General features: G+C 51.3%; 14 protein-coding genes. 8 read left to right on the forward strand and 6 right to left on the reverse strand.

Annotated features, from left to right (window positions below; all coding sequences use genetic code 11):
* Positions 1 to 8 precede the first annotated feature (8 nt).
* The gene (locus CRP01_RS16410; RefSeq protein WP_099151152.1) at positions 9 to 2,285 is read left to right on the forward strand and encodes a hypothetical protein; all 2,277 of its coding nucleotides are present in this window, start codon (positions 9 to 11) and stop codon (positions 2,283 to 2,285) included.
* A 19-nt stretch (positions 2,286 to 2,304) separates the two neighbouring features.
* On the opposite strand, the gene CRP01_RS16415 is transcribed toward CRP01_RS16410, so the two are convergent.
* On the reverse strand, positions 2,305 to 2,814 hold the full coding sequence (locus tag CRP01_RS16415) for a hypothetical protein (RefSeq protein ID WP_143473410.1): 510 nt from the start codon (positions 2,812 to 2,814) through the stop codon (positions 2,305 to 2,307).
* 30 nt (positions 2,815 to 2,844) lie between these two features.
* On the reverse strand, positions 2,845 to 3,243 hold the full coding sequence (gene rnpA, locus CRP01_RS16420) for a ribonuclease P protein component (protein ID WP_143473411.1): 399 nt from the start codon (positions 3,241 to 3,243) through the stop codon (positions 2,845 to 2,847).
* Between the two features lie 97 nt (positions 3,244 to 3,340).
* Between rnpA and radC the strand changes: the two genes are divergently transcribed.
* Positions 3,341 to 4,069 carry a RadC family protein gene (gene radC, locus CRP01_RS16425; protein WP_222845750.1) on the forward strand — a complete coding sequence of 243 codons (729 nt, stop codon included), beginning with the start codon at positions 3,341 to 3,343 and terminating at the stop codon, positions 4,067 to 4,069.
* A 21-nt stretch (positions 4,070 to 4,090) separates the two neighbouring features.
* Here the strand turns inward: radC and CRP01_RS16430 are convergent, their stop codons facing one another.
* Entirely contained in the window at positions 4,091 to 5,026 is a 936-nt protein-coding gene (locus tag CRP01_RS16430) for a DUF5694 domain-containing protein (RefSeq protein WP_099151155.1), read from the reverse strand.
* 233 nt (positions 5,027 to 5,259) lie between these two features.
* On the opposite strand from CRP01_RS16430, the gene CRP01_RS16435 reads away from it, so the two are divergent.
* Together CRP01_RS16435 and CRP01_RS16440 are read left to right on the forward strand one after the other, a co-directional pair.
* Positions 5,260 to 6,300, forward strand: coding sequence for a sensor histidine kinase (locus tag CRP01_RS16435; protein ID WP_099151156.1), 1,041 nt, complete (start codon positions 5,260 to 5,262; stop codon positions 6,298 to 6,300).
* Positions 6,294 to 7,007 carry a LytR/AlgR family response regulator transcription factor gene (locus CRP01_RS16440; RefSeq protein ID WP_099151157.1) on the forward strand — a complete coding sequence of 238 codons (714 nt, stop codon included), beginning with the start codon at positions 6,294 to 6,296 and terminating at the stop codon, positions 7,005 to 7,007. Before CRP01_RS16435 ends, CRP01_RS16440 begins: the two co-directional genes overlap by 7 nt.
* 127 nt (positions 7,008 to 7,134) lie before the next feature.
* Here the strand turns inward: CRP01_RS16440 and CRP01_RS16445 are convergent, their stop codons facing one another.
* Together CRP01_RS16445 and CRP01_RS16450 are read right to left on the reverse strand one after the other, a co-directional pair.
* Positions 7,135 to 7,608, reverse strand: coding sequence for a YcjF family protein (locus CRP01_RS16445; RefSeq protein WP_099151158.1), 474 nt, complete (start codon positions 7,606 to 7,608; stop codon positions 7,135 to 7,137).
* Between the two features lie 77 nt (positions 7,609 to 7,685).
* Positions 7,686 to 8,072: a hypothetical protein gene (locus CRP01_RS16450; protein WP_143473412.1), complete on the reverse strand. Its 387-nt coding sequence runs from the start codon at positions 8,070 to 8,072 to the stop codon at positions 7,686 to 7,688.
* A 339-nt stretch (positions 8,073 to 8,411) separates the two neighbouring features.
* On the opposite strand from CRP01_RS16450, the gene CRP01_RS16455 reads away from it, so the two are divergent.
* The 4 genes from CRP01_RS16455 (at position 8,412) to CRP01_RS16470 (ending at position 15,339) form a co-directional block, all read left to right on the forward strand.
* A complete protein-coding gene (locus tag CRP01_RS16455; RefSeq protein ID WP_222845751.1) occupies positions 8,412 to 11,576 on the forward strand; it encodes a WD40/YVTN/BNR-like repeat-containing protein in 3,165 nt (1,054 codons plus the stop codon).
* 119 nt (positions 11,577 to 11,695) lie between these two features.
* Positions 11,696 to 12,253, forward strand: coding sequence for an LPS export ABC transporter periplasmic protein LptC (gene lptC / locus CRP01_RS16460; RefSeq protein ID WP_143473413.1), 558 nt, complete (start codon positions 11,696 to 11,698; stop codon positions 12,251 to 12,253).
* Positions 12,253 to 13,503 carry a hemolysin family protein gene (locus CRP01_RS16465; protein ID WP_099151162.1) on the forward strand — a complete coding sequence of 417 codons (1,251 nt, stop codon included), beginning with the start codon at positions 12,253 to 12,255 and terminating at the stop codon, positions 13,501 to 13,503. Before lptC ends, CRP01_RS16465 begins: the two co-directional genes overlap by 1 nt.
* Positions 13,504 to 13,608: 105 nt before the next feature.
* Positions 13,609 to 15,339 carry a T9SS type A sorting domain-containing protein gene (locus CRP01_RS16470; protein ID WP_099151163.1) on the forward strand — a complete coding sequence of 577 codons (1,731 nt, stop codon included), beginning with the start codon at positions 13,609 to 13,611 and terminating at the stop codon, positions 15,337 to 15,339.
* Between the two features lie 82 nt (positions 15,340 to 15,421).
* Here the strand turns inward: CRP01_RS16470 and CRP01_RS16475 are convergent, their stop codons facing one another.
* On the reverse strand, positions 15,422 to 15,928 hold the full coding sequence (locus CRP01_RS16475; RefSeq protein ID WP_143473414.1) for an FKBP-type peptidyl-prolyl cis-trans isomerase: 507 nt from the start codon (positions 15,926 to 15,928) through the stop codon (positions 15,422 to 15,424).
* Between the last annotated feature and the right edge of the window lie 57 nt (positions 15,929 to 15,985).

Genomic DNA, 15,985 nt, shown 5'->3' on the forward strand with positions numbered 1-15,985 from the left:
CAACAACTATGCGATCTTTGATCTTGGGTTTGTTTATGCTGTTAGGAATTGTGGTAGTGCCCATCCGGATTACGGGAGACTGCGGCCCACTGGATAGTTTTCAGGGGTACACCTTTATCAATCCCTATATCGTTTCGCTCGATCCGAAGATCGCCGGGTTTTTTCTCGATTTTGATATCCTGAGTACCCTGGTGCCCCAGCCGGCAATGGCCCAGATTGAGGGGAATATCGACGAATGGTGGGAGCGCTTTTGCAAAATTCCAGCCAAAGTGGATATCGGCTCGTTGATCTACCAGGCGGATGTCAGCGATCTGCAGGATCTGCGGTCGGCGATCGCCAGCGAAGATGTACCCATTACTTACCTCCGTCCGGCAATTGCCGAAAATTCCTTCGCCCGTTACCTGCACAAACACCAGTGTACGGAAACCCTGGACTACCTCATCTTCGCGAAGCGCTGCGAACCCCACGTAACGGCCCGGAAAAACTGGGATGACCGGGCCCAGGATCGCAATACCATGCGGGACCTGATCGAACTGGGTAAGGTCGATTTCATGGAAACCGAATCCCACTATTTCAAAATTCGGTACGCTTACCAGATCATCCGGTTGGCCCACTATTTGAAGGATTATGAACTCACCCTGGAGTTGTACGACTACCTGATGCCAAAAGTGGATAACGATCCCAGTATCCTGGATTACTGGATCGATGGGCACCGGGCCGGAGCAATGATGTCTCTGGGGCAACGGGTGGAAGCCTCCTACATCTTCTCCCGTATTTTTGAAAAATGCCCGAGCAAACGTACGTCCGCCTACCAGAGTTTTGATATCCGGACGGACGAAGAATGGAAAGCGCTGAACCTGATGTGCGTCAATGACCACGAGCGGGCGGTACTGCATATCCTGCGGGCCAATAGTGAAAACAGCCAGTTGATCGACGAAATGTGGAAGGTGTACCAGTACGAGCCCCAAAACCGGCAACTGGAGTACCTGGCACTGCGGGAGTTGAGGCGTTTGGAGAAAGACCTGCTGGGGCTGGATTTCAATGATAACCGCCAGTTGAATAAACGACTTTTCAATATTCCACGCAGTATCGCCGGGGAGCGCGTCATCGAACTACAGGCCTTTGTACGACGTCTGGTGGAAGCGGATAATACGGCCCGGCCCGCCTACTGGAAATTACTGGAAGGCTATCTGGAACTGCTGGCCGGAGATGAATACTTTGCCCAGAAGACTTTCGCCGATCTGGAAGACGAAACCCGGAACGATACCCTGCTCCACCAGTTAAAAGTATGGCAGACCGTCCTACAGATCCTCAATCTGCAACAACCGGTAGAAGAAGCCGAACTGGAAGCATCTAAAATACAGGATTCGGATCTGTACCGGCAGTATCCAGATATGGCCGACTTTATGCGCGACCGATTTACGGAACTGTACCAGAACGGCGGTAGCGCGGGCAAAGCCTTCATCAGCCAGTACACCCTGGAAGATCTGCAACTCAATCCTCAGATGTCCATTATCGATGATCTCCTGCGGATCGTGCGCAAGGAACGGCGTAACCGTTTCGAAAAACAAATGGTTGAAAAGCCGAACGGAGTGACGATCGAGCCGGAATTACTCGACTTGAAATCCAGTGTGCTGCTCAGTCAGAATTTACCGGAAGCCGCCCTGGAAACCCTGAAAGAAATGGATAGCGCCGAATGGGATAACCTGGATCCCCAACTCTATGCGCCCTTTGTCGACCGGCTAAATGATTGCATCCGCTGCCCGGTCCCGGATTCTCTGACGCGCTACAACAAGGGCGAATTGATCCAGATGCTTCTGGATCTGGATTATCAGGCCCGGGCCGAGCAGAGCCGCAACCAGGCCGCCTACCGATACTACCGGATGGGGCTGGCCTATTACAATATGACCTATTTCGGACCGGCCTGGCAGGTACTGGATGAATACCGAAGCAGCAACAGTATTAAACGCCACGTGCAGGGGCGTGATAATGAAGTGGTACCGGCGGTTGGCTGGGAACTGGGCAACCGCGAATTCTTCGACTGCTCCCGGGCGCGTTATCTGTTCCAGCGGGCCCGTACACTGGCGGACAACGCTGAGTTGGCGGCCCGGGCTACCTTCATGGAAGCTAAGTGCGAACAAAACGAGTTTTTTGTTTTTGGAACGCCGGGAATGGCCCAGCCGCATACTGCTTTTGATGTGCTCATCGATAATTTTTCCGATACGGGCTTCTTTCAGCGCGCTATCCAGGAGTGTCAGTATTTACGGGCTTATATTACGAATTAGAGCAGGCGGGACGTTTTGACTAAAAAGTGATATCCACCAGACGCAGTCTTTTTCTTTTGCCGAATTTGATCTTCTTGTATTTCAGCAACTGGGTGATGCCGAAACCGGTTGCCAGCGCGGAAGCGGTGACGATACCGTCGGATAGGCGGTAGCTGGTCTCGGGATCACCGTCCACGGCCGTTCCGATCAGTGCGAAACCGGACCAGGCAACGCCGAACGTCATTACCTGGATGCCGAGCTTTTGGGAATAAGAGCGGTAGTAGCGAAACGCGTCGATCTTATCCGGTTCCAGGTAGCGATCGGCCAGGATGATCAGGTTTTGTTCGATATTAATTCCCTCCACCACTGCGTATCTCCACGTTTTACTGCCTTTCAGCCGATATTCGATTCCCTCACCGATAAAGATCTTATCCGTTTTGGCTCGCCCGTAATGCTCGATCTGGATGACTTTTTGTGCGCTGCTATCTGTAAGGAAAAGCGTAAAGAAGAGAGAAAAGAGTAGAAAATATCGCATTAGTTGATTTTTCATAAGGACGGTAATTAGGGGGCACGGGTTGGTTTACTTCCTACCTTGTTTTACCTTTTTTATAAATCTGCGGATCATCTGTTGCATCGCTTTTTCGATCGTTTCGTAATCGTGCATTTCCCGGCCGGTGTACAGTACCATGAAGCCGTACTGCTGTTCTTCATCCGGCAGGTCCCGGTAGATCCGGTACTTGTTGAGCCGGTAAGCTTCGCGGATCTTTCGACGTAAAACATTGCGCTGCACGGCTTTTTTGAAGTGGCGCTTGGGCACGCTGAGCCCGAATTGTACGGGGAATTCGCTGCGCCGTTCCTCCATGGGCATCCAGACCAGCCGCAACGGATACTGTCCGAAAGACTCGCCCTGCCGGCTGAACATCGCCTGGATCACCTTCCGGCTTTTTAATCGCTCTGCTTTGCTGAATGTTGCTGCCACAAAAAAAAATTAAAAAATACTGAAGTCAATTTTATGGAAAATAGCCCAATTCCGACTCTTAAGTATAAATAGATTATTTCAAATTCAAACGCAAGATATGATCTCTGATGACAAAAACGCGAAAAAGCCTGCTTACGAACTGCCGCCCATGACTATAAAAGCCTGGGCGGAAGCCGACCGGCCGCGCGAAAAATTATTGATGAAAGGCAAACACAGCTTGTCCGATGCCGAGCTCATCGCCATTCTGTTGGGTTCCGGTTCCCGGCAGCAGACGGCCGTCAGTCTGGCCAAAAGTATCCTGCAGTCGGTAGATAACAACCTCTTTGAGCTGGGAAAATGTTCCATCAAGGAACTCACCAAATTCAATGGGGTGGGGGAGGCCAAGGCCATCACGATTGCCGCGGCGCTGGAGTTGGGCCGGCGCCGGCAGCTCTCGGATATCAAAACGCGGCCCCAGGTGCGCTGCAGTGCAGATTCCTACAAGGCTATCGCTCCCCTGCTGATGGACCTTCCCCACGAAGAATTCTGGATCTTACTCCTGAGCCGGCGGGGTGAGGTCATCGGACGGGAACAGATCAGTCAGGGCGGTATATCCGGTACGGTCGTGGATGCGAAACTTATTTTCAGCCGGGCGCTGGAATTCAAGGCCAGTTCGATCATTCTGTGTCACAACCATCCTTCGGGCAATCCGAATCCCAGTCAGGCAGATAAAAGTCTAACCGCTAAGCTCGTCAAAGCCGGTGAAAACCTGGACATCTTCGTGCTGGATCACCTCATCATTGCGGCGGGCTCGTATTTTAGTTTCGCAGATGAAGGTCTGATCTGAAGGAACGGGCCGCTGTCCGGCTTACCGCAGCAGCTTTACCTCGATGTCCGGATATTCCTGCGCCAAAGCTTCCTGCAAACCGAATACATGGCCGGCGCCGACAATGACGATACTGCGAGTTTCTGTATTCTCCCGGATCTGGTTACCGATATTGCGGGCCATTTCCAGGTTGCGGGCATCCCAGAGCTTCTGACCTTCGGTGCAGGGCGCACAGGCGGTTTCCCGGTAGCGAAAGGAATTGGTGATGTGGTATTTGGTAGTGGCATTTTTGGAGTTGACGTGCATCCCGAGCCGTCCGGTCAGTCCGGCGATAGTTTGCGGTAATTTCAGACTGGAAAGTATCTTTTTCAGATGGACGATCTCCCCGTCTTCGCGATCCATTTTGTTGCAGGCGGCCCAGGCGCGGTGGTAGTCTTGGCGATACCATTGATTATCCATACTGCGCAGGGTTTTCAGGCCGAGGTGGATGGCCAGTTTGGCCGTCAGGTCGCCGTCTTCTTCCTGAGTGGGTTTGGGGGATCCTTTGCGGCCGAACTTGTAGAGATACTTATAGTATGCGGCATTGGCGCGGTCCAGTTGCAGTAGATAATGTTGGCGTAGTATTTCGAAATCTTCCCGCTGCATGGCTTCCAGTGGTTTGCACTGTGCCCGGGCCAGCTTTTCCGGGGTCAACTCCCAGACTTGTTTCAGGCTATCCACCTGATCCAGGAAGCCTGGATAGGTATTGTTCAGGCTTAGGGTATCACTGGCCTGTGGGCTCTCAACGTAGATGGCTTCCGGCTGGTACGCTTTGGCTTTTCTCAGTAAGGGCTTATAGCTGTGTTTTACAATATCCGGTACACTGTGCATCGTACCTATGATAAGTACTTCCTTGCGGGCGGGAGCCTGGGCGTAACTACTGAAGTTCTGCAGTAAAAAGGAGATGATAATAATAACGATCAATGCTATGTCTCTCATGATATACGGTTTTGAAGATTTGTAAAAATTCCCGATCTCAATCGGATGCTACAAATCTAGGGGTGGTTTCGCCCGGTGGGAAATGCGATCGGTAAAGGCGCAGGTTTCCTCGGTAAACCCGCCGGAGGTGCGAGCATTCAGTTGACCGATAAAATGTCGCAGTTGACCGATACTTTACCCGGATAGCCGGTTTGGATTAGGCGTTTTGGCAGTGCTTGCCGTAATTTGGGCGTATGAAAATGAATATCAGATCACTGTTCGTCACCTTCATCAGCTTCTATCTGGTGTACGAACCGCTGCGGATACTTTTGGAGACCGGTGAGATCACGGAAGCTCTGTATGGACTGAAAAGCGGCCTGGAATTTGCGTTTTTCATCACCACCCTGATCTACTTCTGGGTCTACGTTCTGGGGGCCTACGTGGTGTTCTATCGCTATTATCCGGCCGGTAGAAAGGTGTTGGCCTTTTCCCTGCTGGTCCCCGTGGCGTTGCTGGCGATCCTGCTTCGGTATTTGATGCAGGAAACGATGGGCGAACTATTATTCAATGTGCGCAACTACGCGGCCGGCACCACTCTGCAATACTACATTTTTGATAATCTGTACTATGCCATTATCTACATCAGCGTGGGGACGATCTATTTTTTCGTGCAGTATGCTCAGTACAAGGAAGTGCAGCAACGGGAATTATTACTCCAAAACCAGAAAACGGAAATGGCCTTTCTCCGGTCGCAACTGAATCCGCATTTTTTATTCAATATTCTCAACAACATTTATTCGCTGATCTATTATAAATCGGACAATGCCCTGCGGTCGGTAGAAAAGCTGTCGAGTCTCCTGCGCTACGCGCTGTACGAAAAATCGGAAAGGGTGATTTTGAAAAAAGAAGTGGCCCACCTGAATGATTTTATCGATCTCCACCGAATGCGTCTGGATGCGGAACTACCCGTGCAAATGCAGGTGGCCCCGGATGTATTGCAGTTGAAGATTGCGCCCTTTCTACTCATTCCTTTTGTGGAAAATGCGTTTAAACACGGTAATTTGAAAAATCCGCAACGGCCGCTGTTCATCAGTCTGCAGCGCAGGGACGAATATCTGGAATTTACCGTCCAGAACGAAAAACGAATACAGGAGAAGGATGAAGTCGGAGGCATTGGTATTCAAAACGTGCAAAAGCGACTCGCCCTGATCTACGGAGATCAATCCGAACTGGACATCAGCGAGAATGAAAACGAATTTAAGATCAACCTGAAAATAGCTCTTTCCGCATGCTGAACTGCTTAATCATTGATGATGAACCCCTGGCCATCCGATTGCTGTCGGATTATATTGACAAGACGGAGGGTCTGAGTTTGCTGCAATCCTTTACGGATCCGATCGAAGCGCTGCAGTTTGCCGAACGACAGACACCGGACCTCATTTTTCTGGATATTCAGATGCCGGAACTGACGGGTATCCAGTTTATGAAGATCGCTAATGGTAAATACCCCATCATTCTGACTACGGCATACGATCACTACGCCTTGGATAGTTACGAATTTGATGTGATCGACTATCTGCTGAAACCCATCTCCCTGGATCGCTTCATGATCGCTGCCGGCAAGGCCAAAAAGCGATTACTGTCCGGGGGAACGGAACACTCTGCTGCCGTTCCCGCGACCGCAGCACCGACTCAGGATTATATTTTTGTAAAAAGTGACTATAAGACTTTAAAGATCGACCTGGCGGACATCTATTATCTGGAAGGACTGGGAGATTACGTCGCTATCCACCTCAAGGAGAAAAAGATACTGACGCTGGAAAATATGAAACACTTTGAGGCTACGCTCCCCGGGCAGAACTTCATTCGCGTGCACAAGTCGTATCTGGTGGCACTCGACAAGATCTCCTTTATTGAGCGCAACCGGATCGTGATCAAAGAGCAGCGTCTGCCGATCGGCGCTACTTACAAGGATGCCTTTTGGGCAAAGATCGGGAACTGAGTTTGCCCATATCTGAACTGTAGAAACGAGAAGTGGTGCATTTTTACCAAAATGCACCACTTCCTTTACGGTAATGGGAATTCAATGTCGGGCGGCGGATCCGTTTCCGGGCTCCACGCCACCGGGTTTAGTCTTTTTTCAACCATTTAGAGACCAGCCCTTTGCCTTTTTCCAGTTGTTGCGTGTAGAACTGGCGGAAGGCTTCCGGGTTGAGGTTGTGCAGGGTACCGCCGGCATCAAGGTGTTCTTTAAATACCTGACCGATGGCGTAAGTAGAGCTGACCGCAAACAGAGACATCGCGGCACCGCCCAGTACCCAGCCCACCATTGGAATGGTCTTGAGTACGGCCCGGGCGGAGTAGCCCGTGATCCGGGACATCGCCGAGCCGGTAAGGGCCATTACGATCGCCTTGCCTCTTTGTTCATCGTAATCCTCATGGTAGAATTTGCAGAGTTGCTTCACAAGGTCCAGTTGTACGGCGCTGATGGCCACGATGTCCAGCAGCGGTACGGGCATGAAACCCGGAACGGCCGAGAACCAAAGGTGATTATAGATGATATCATCGGCAGTTTCTAAGGTCTTTTTTTCTTCAGCGGGCATAATTTTGGCTTTTGAGCAAAGTAATGAAATTTAATTAACAACCGGCCTGATCCTTCGGTGGCCGCATCTGTAAGCGATCAGTTACAAACTTCGAGTACCGGAAAGTTATATTCCGGCAGACCCATTTTCCGGCCTTCGGAAATGATCGACTTTTTTTCCCGGTGGTGAACGATCGGGCAGTTGGGATTTTTTCCGCGTCTCACCTTCAGGTCACTACAGGGGCAGTCTTCCGGGGCAATACCATCCAGAATAACGATGAAATACTGTCCGTCCAGTTGCTTGAAACCTTTTACGTAAAAAGGGTTGAAGGGGCCCCGTCGTTGTTCCTGATCATTAGACTGAACGCTGTAAGACTGGCCGGATAAGCGAACCTGCAGCGGATCGAATTTAAACAGGAATAAGGCGACGGCCAGCATTCCAATGGGGATCATTAAAATTCTTTGCCAGTGTTTTCGATGTTCCACGGTAGGAAGGGATTTTAGTTCACTACAAAAGTGTGGGTATTCCAGCCAAATTGCAACTAATCCAGACACTTGTTAACAAGAACTCGACAGAAGAATAAAATACTGACCAAGGTCTATGAGTAAGGCTTTTATGAAATTTTATTTTGAAATAAGTTTATCGCTTCGACTCGGGAAAAATTAATACCCAGAAAAATTATCTTTGGAGAGTCGGCAAATGGATCCGGGGGGCGCCGGTCTTATAGCTGGGGACTCAACCTTTCCATAACTCCTTGGAAAAGGATTCAACTACCGTCTACCAAAAAGAAACTACCATCAACTAGTATGAAAAAAACATTTAGGATGAATCGCCTTTTAAGCATGTTAGGGCTTATTGCACTATTGGCAGTAACGCCGCTTTTTGGACAGAAAAAGCAAAAGAAAGCGGAGGCCGAACCGATGAAACCGGCCATCCAGACAGATCACTACCAGGCGCTGCACTGGCGCAATATCGGGCCGTTCCGCGGTGGGCGCTCCAATGCTGTAAGCGGGGTGGTCGGAAACGAAAATCTGTACTACACCGGATATACCGGCGGTGGTGTCTGGAAAACCGAAGATGCCGGCCTGAGCTGGGTCAATATCTCCGACGGCTTTTTTAAAACCGGATCGGTAGGAGATATTGCCGTTTCCGAATCCGACCCCAACGTCATCTACGTGGGAATGGGGGAGCACGCCGTGCGCGGGGTAATGACCTCCGCCGGTGACGGTGTCTATCGTTCTACGGATGCCGGTAAAACCTGGACCCACCTGGGCCTGGATAAAACCCGTCATATCTCGGATGTAGTGATCCACCCGGATGATCCGAATACGGTATGGGTAGCGGCACAGGGAGCGCTGCACGGACCCAATCCGGAACGGGGGATCTACAAATCTACGGACGGCGGCCAGACCTGGAAAAAGACGCTCTACGTGGATGAGAACACCGGAGCGTCCAGCCTGAGTCTGGACATGACCAACCCCCGTATTCTCTACGCGGCCACCTGGCAACACCGCCGGTATCCCTGGACGGTAGAAAGTGGCGGACCGGGATCATCACTCTACAAATCTGTTGATGGCGGGGAGACCTGGGAAAAGATCGTCAGCGGATTACCGAAAGATCTGGGTAAAATCGGCGTTTCCGTATCCCGCGCTAATCCCAATCGGGTATACGCCATCGTGGAAACGGAAAAAGCCAAATCCGGACTGTACCGCTCGGACAACGGTGGGAAAAGCTGGCGTATGCTCTCCACCGATCAGTACCTGTCGGCCCGTTCCTGGTACTACATGGAAGTCTTTGCCGATCCGATCAATGAGGATATCGTTTACGTGCTGAATGCACCGATGATGCGCAGTATTGACGGAGGCAACACCTTCAGTCGCGTGAGTGTAGGGCACGGAGATACGCACGATCTGTGGATCAATCCGGACAACAACCGCAATATGATCCTGGGGGATGACGGTGGCGGCGAGATCACCTTCAATACCGGTGCGAGCTGGTCCACCCTGAACAATCAGCCGACCGCCCAGTTTTACCGGGTGAATGTGGATAACCAGTTCCCCTATAAAGTATACGGTGGCCAGCAGGATAATTCATCGGTGGTGATCAGTAGCCGCAACAACGGACGGGGACTGACCGAATCCGACTGGTTCTCCGGTCCTGGTTGCGAAAGTGCCTATATCGCTTTTGATCCGGACAATCCGGTATTACTCTACGGCGGCTGTTACCAGGGGATTATTGAAGTGCTGGATATCCGTACCCAGGAGTCGAAAGACATTCAGGAGTATCCTTCCATGAATTTCGCGGAAGAACCCAAAGACCTGAAATACCGCTTCAACTGGAACGCTCCGATCATCGCTTCTCCGCACGACCCCAGCGTGATCTACCATACGGCCAATGTCGTTTTCCGCACCACGGACGGTGGCATCAACTGGGAGGTGATCAGTCCGGATCTCACCCGGAACGATACTACCAAGCAGGTAGCCGGCGGCGGACCGTTCACCAACGAAGGTGCCGGTGGCGAAAACTACAATACGATCTATTACCTGATCGAATCTCCGCTGGAACGCGGCGTACTGTATGCGGGAAGTGACTGCGGTCTGGTACACGTGACGCGCGATAACGGAGAGAACTGGCAGAATATCACTCCTCCCGATCTGCCGGAATCCACCGTTCATTCCATAGAGGTATCTCCGCACACGGCGGGTACCGCTTACGTGAGCGCCAACCGTTTTAAGTTCAATGATTTCAAATCCTACACCTATAAAACCACGGATTACGGACAAAACTGGACCCTGATCAACAAGGGGCTGGACGAAGACGATTACCTCCGGGTGATCCGTGAGGACCTGGAAAAACCGGGTTTGTTATACGGCGGTGCGGAACATGGATTTTATGTTTCCTACGACGGTGGTGCCGAATGGAGTCGCCTGCAACTGAATCTGCCGGTAGTGCCCATTACCGACCTGAAGATCCACGATAATGATCTGGTGGCGGCCACCCAGGGCCGGGCATTTTGGATCCTGGATGATCTGGCGGCGATCCAGGGCAAACCGGAAGGCTCCGAAATGGTGCTGTACGAGCCCAAACCGACCGTGCGCATGAGCGGATTTTCTCCGCGCGCCGGCGGATCGATGCCTCCGGGTATCGGACAGAATCCGATGGCGGGCGTGATCCTGACCTATTACCTGCCGGAAAAACCGGATACTACCCTTCACCTGGAGATCGTTGATGCTGCCGGGAAAGTGGTACGGGCCTACAGCAGTGAAAAAGACAGTACGTTTAAGTCTTATCCGGGTGGCCCGCCGGCACCGGAGGTGATCCCGGCCAAAGCGGGACTGAACCGGTTTGCCTGGGATTTCCGTTCGGAAGTGATGCCCGATGTGACCGATGTTTTCATCTTCGGGGATTATCGCGGTCGCCGGTTGGCCCCGGGGCAATACACCGCCCGCCTCAAAATGGGGGATAAAACGGTGGAACAGCCCGTTAGCCTGCTGGCCGATCCGCGCCAGACTACCGTGGGGGATGCCGCTGCCTGGAAAGAACAGCAGGATCTGATGCAGTATACGGCGGATAAGATCGGAGAGATCCACCAGGGCGTGAACATCGTGCGTAAGGTCAGAGACCAGATTAAAGCTTACAACAAAAATCTGGCGGAGCAGGAATCGGCCAAAGCCGTTGTGGAAAAAGGCAAGGACCTGATCAAAATGATCGATGAGTGGGAATCACGGATCGTGGAGACCCGCCAGAAAAATACGCAGGATGTGATCAACTGGCCCAGTAAGCTGAATGCGTCCTACTTCTACCTGCGGGGCTCGATCGATGCCTACGAACCCCAGGTCACCCAGGGCGTAAAAGATCGGCTGCAAGATCTGGATGAACGCTGGGAAAAGGAGAAAAAAGCGCTGAATAATATTCTGGAAACGGAGATCCCGGCCTACAACCGTCTGTTCCGCGAGCAGAATATTCCGGCTTTGGTATACGAGAAATAACCGGATCCAAACCAAACGGCAGGGTTTAGCGCGGAAATATTCTTCGGTAAACCTTGCCGCTGTTTTCGGAAATCCGATACCCGAAACCAAAAAAACGTATTTTTGCAAAAAATCAATATATGAAGCGAGTTTGGCTGTGGCTTATTTTGCTGGGGAGTCTGATCGCCGCCTGCGAGAATGATCCTTCGGAAGTAGCCGAATTACTGGCCAACCTGGAACCTGAGATCGAACGGGCCCAGGAAGTGGAGATCCTGTACAGCGATTCGGCACTGGTTAAAGTGCGGATCCAGGGAGAAACGATGCTGACCTATCTGGATCGGAACGATCCGCGGCAGGAGTTCCCCGATGGCGTACGGGTGGAGTTCTTCGATCCGGACGGCTCTATCGCCAGTGTATTGACGGCAAAGTACGGGGTACGGATCGATAAGAAAAATCAGATCGTCGTGCGGGATAGCGTAGTCTGGCAGAGTGTGGAGCAGGAAAAACTGGAAACCGAAGAACTCATCTGGGATGAGCGTATGGAGAAGGTATACACCCAGAAATTCGTAGTAGTCACCCGTCCGGATGAGATCATCACCGGTCACGGTTTTGAATCGGATCAGAACTTTGAAAACGCCCGCATCAATGCGGTAGACGGTAGAATAAAGATTAGTGATCCCAGCAAATTGAAAGATTAATGTCGATCACTTTTATCATCATATTTCTGGTGCTGTCCGCTCTGTTCTCCGGTACGGAGATCGCCTTTATTTCCGCCAACAAGTTAAAAGTCGAGCTCAAGAAAAAGAAGGGCGCTCTGCGGGGAACCATCATCGCCAATTTTTACGAGAAGCCCTCCGATTTTATCGGAATGCTGCTGGTGGGGAACAATATTGCCCTGGTCGTTTTTTCCTACCTGATGACCCGGCAACTGAGCCCGGTTATCGTGGAACAGTGGGGAATTGAGAACGAATTGGTCATCCTTCTGCTCAATACGATTATCATCACCATTGTGGTACTGATCTTCGGGGAGTTTCTGCCCAAAACGCTCTTTCGCCTGTATGCGGACGAGATCCTTTATTTTTTAGCCTTTCCGTTAAAACTCATCCAGTGGCTGCTGGCTTTGCCTTCCTGGATCATGACCCGCTCTTCCACCGCTTTGCTCCGGTTGTTCATCAAAACGCCGATCGAGGTGAGTGAAAGTACGTTTACCCGGCTTGATCTCGAGAACTTCATCAACGACCCCAGAACGGATTCGGAAGAGGAGATCGATAAAGAATTGTTTGGCAATGCGCTCAACCTGAAAGATACCCGGGTCCGGGACTGTATGGTGCCGCGAACGGAGATCGAAAACATCGACGTCAATTCCTCGGTAGCCGAATTACTGCAATTGTTCAAATCGACCAAATTGTCCCGCATTATCGTCACCGAAGGGGATACGGACAATGTACTGGGCTATGTGCACCACCAGCAATTACTGGATCAGCCCCAGGATATCCGCAGTCAGATCATGGATATTCCCTTCGTTCCCGAAGTGATGAATGCGACCGATCTGATGAACCGCTTCATCAAGGAACGACTGAGTATTGCCTGCGTGGTGGATGAGTTCGGCAGCGTATCGGGCATCATCACCCTGGAGGATATTCTCGAAGAAATATTCGGAGAGATCGAAGATGAATACGATCAGGAAGATTATATCGAACGCCAGATCTCGGAGGATGAATTTCTCTTCTCCGGCCGACTGGAGATCGATCAGTTAAACAACAAATACGACCTCGGTTTCCCGGACGGGGAATACCAGACCCTCTCCGGTTATCTGGTAATGACCACCGAAACCATCCCGGATCAGGGAGCAGTGATCGAACTGGAGGGATATCGCTTTATTTTTGAACAGGTGAGTAATACCAAGATCGAGACCGTCCGGGTGATCCGCCTGCCCAAAGAGGAATAGTTCTTCCGGTTTGTAATGCTTCTGACAGGGAAATTCTTTCAAATTATTGACGATTACTGTACCTTAATGGTATCGCTCGTTATTTAACGCCTAATCTCAATAATTATGAAAAAAACGCTCTTTCTATTGCTGCTTTACGCAGCAAGCACTCATCTGTTGTTGGCACAGTCTACTTTCATTCCCAACGCCAATTTTATTCTCAAAGAAGAAATTCCCTGCCCGTTCAATCCGGATGTCAGCGTCTTGTGGCCTACGGATTGGATGATCTACCAGACGCTGGATGACACCTGGATGGGCACCATCGATTCGACCCGTTGCATTTCGGGAAAGGTCGGACAGAACGGTGTTTTTGTTCTCGACCTGAGCCAGATCGATCCGGATCGTTCATTGTTTGTCCGGCAGACGGTAGCCGAAGAAGACGAGATCATTCTGAAATCCGATTTCGTTTACGAATTGGGTGCCCAGGTCTCCATGGGCAGTAATGATTCCTTACTTGTTGGTAATTTTTGTGAAGACAATATCTGTTCGGGAGTTATTCTGTCGGTCGAGATCCCCAATGAAGCCGGCGATGGTGTCACCCATCGACTCAATACGGCTAATTTTTCGGTACCCGCCGCGAACGGTTTCTCTTTTGCGCAATCCTGTTTTGTAACCGAATACTTTCCGGACGGCAATATCCTGAAAGACATCGTTATGAAATTCAAATTTGATGATGAAGTCCTGGATAGCGATCTTTCAATCTTCATCATCGGCACCAGTACACCTCTGTACGGGATCAACCGGGTGGAGGAACTGGTCTTTCCCCAAAGTACCTTCACGGGAGAAAGCTACAGTGCCAATATCCGGGAAGTGGTGCAGCCGGACAATCCCTCGGATGATGCGCCCTACCTGTTCGTACACGATAGCGAGGTCTATCCCGCTATGGGCAATGTAACCTACATTGAGGGCCGTCCGGAAGTCCCCGTTGACGAACCCGTTCAACTCCGGGCCGTTTTCCACGCGGATCAGAGCATTCATTTTCAGCCCTACACGGAATTGCGCGGCGCACTGGTCGAAGCCGGCGATACGGCCCGGCACCAGCTTACCCTGGTGGGAGATGGCGTGGAATTCTGTTTCCCATCCTTTGTGGAACTGGTGGTAGGGGACGGAGCTGAGATTGAATTCCGCTCCGGCAATATCCATTTCGGTGGACCGAACTCCTGCATCATGTTGCGGGAGGGTGGCCGGATCGGTATCCCGGATAATACGCGCTTTGTGTACGGCAATGGTGTCGGCGCCCTGGGTCTGGATAAAGGCGGGACCATCCGGATCGGATCGGGAAGCGAATTAGTGATCAACAATACCGCTATCCTGCCCAACTACCTGGACGGACCGGATCGTCAGTTCTACATGGAGTTGAATCCCGGCAGCCGGCTCACTTTCGGAGAAGACTCCCGTCTGATCCGGAAAGGGCACGTTGAAGACGGCCACATGCTGTTCAATGTGTATATGAAGGGCGGTATTCTGGATGATAGCCGGCTCAGTGCACGGGATCGTCGCCTGATCAACCGGATCTATCCGGAGGAGACAAAAATGGAGGCCGATTGGCTCCGGATACAGGGCAATCCCTCCCGCACGAATCTGCGCCTCCTGGTGGAGGCCCGTGCATCCGATCCCACGATCGACTGGACCATCCGGGACCTGAACGGCCGGGCGCTGCGCAGCGGCCAGTTCGAACCCCTGCCTGGGATGAACCGGCAGGAGATCAGTCTGGGCTCCCTGAGTGGAGGCATGTATTTGCTGGAAGTGCAGCGTTCGTCGGAGCGCTTGATCCGCAAATTTGTGGTCAGCCGCTAGCGGGAGCTATAAAAAAAGGTCCCACTTCGGCAGGATCTGTTGTCGAAGTGGGACCTTTTTATTCCGGAAGATCCGTCGTTTTTTAGTGATGGTGTCCACCGGCTCCGTGGACATGACGGTGTTCAATCTCACTCGGAGTGGCTGCGCGGACATCTTCGATCTTACCGGAGAAATATAGGTCCGTACCGGCCATGGGGTGATTGAAATCCATGCCCACTTCTTTTTCGCCGATATTCAGAATGGTGCCGTAGATCATATTGCCTTCCTGATCCCGCATGGGAATGGTTTTTCCTTCTACCAGAATATCCGTGGCCATTTTCCCATCAACAATAAAAGTCTCGATTGGGATATTGATCTTGGCTTCTTCTTTGTATTCGCCGTAGGCATCGGCGCTTTTTATGCCGAAAGCAAAGGAATCGCCCGCGCTTTTGCCTTCCAGCTGACGTTCGAATTCCGGGATCATTTGCTCTACGCCATGGAGAAATACCAGCGGATCGGAGCCTGCGGTGTCTTCAATAAGATCTCCGGAAGCGCTACTTTCCTGCAATTTATAGTGTAAGGTAACTACCGTGTGTTTTTCAATTTTCATGATCGTATCATTTGGTAATCCGGCCAAAGTAAGATTTTTTTCGGTATTCGGCACGAG

Source organism: Flavilitoribacter nigricans DSM 23189 = NBRC 102662, assembly GCF_002646595.1.
Taxonomy (GTDB): Bacteria; Bacteroidota; Bacteroidia; order Chitinophagales; family Saprospiraceae; genus Flavilitoribacter; species Flavilitoribacter nigricans.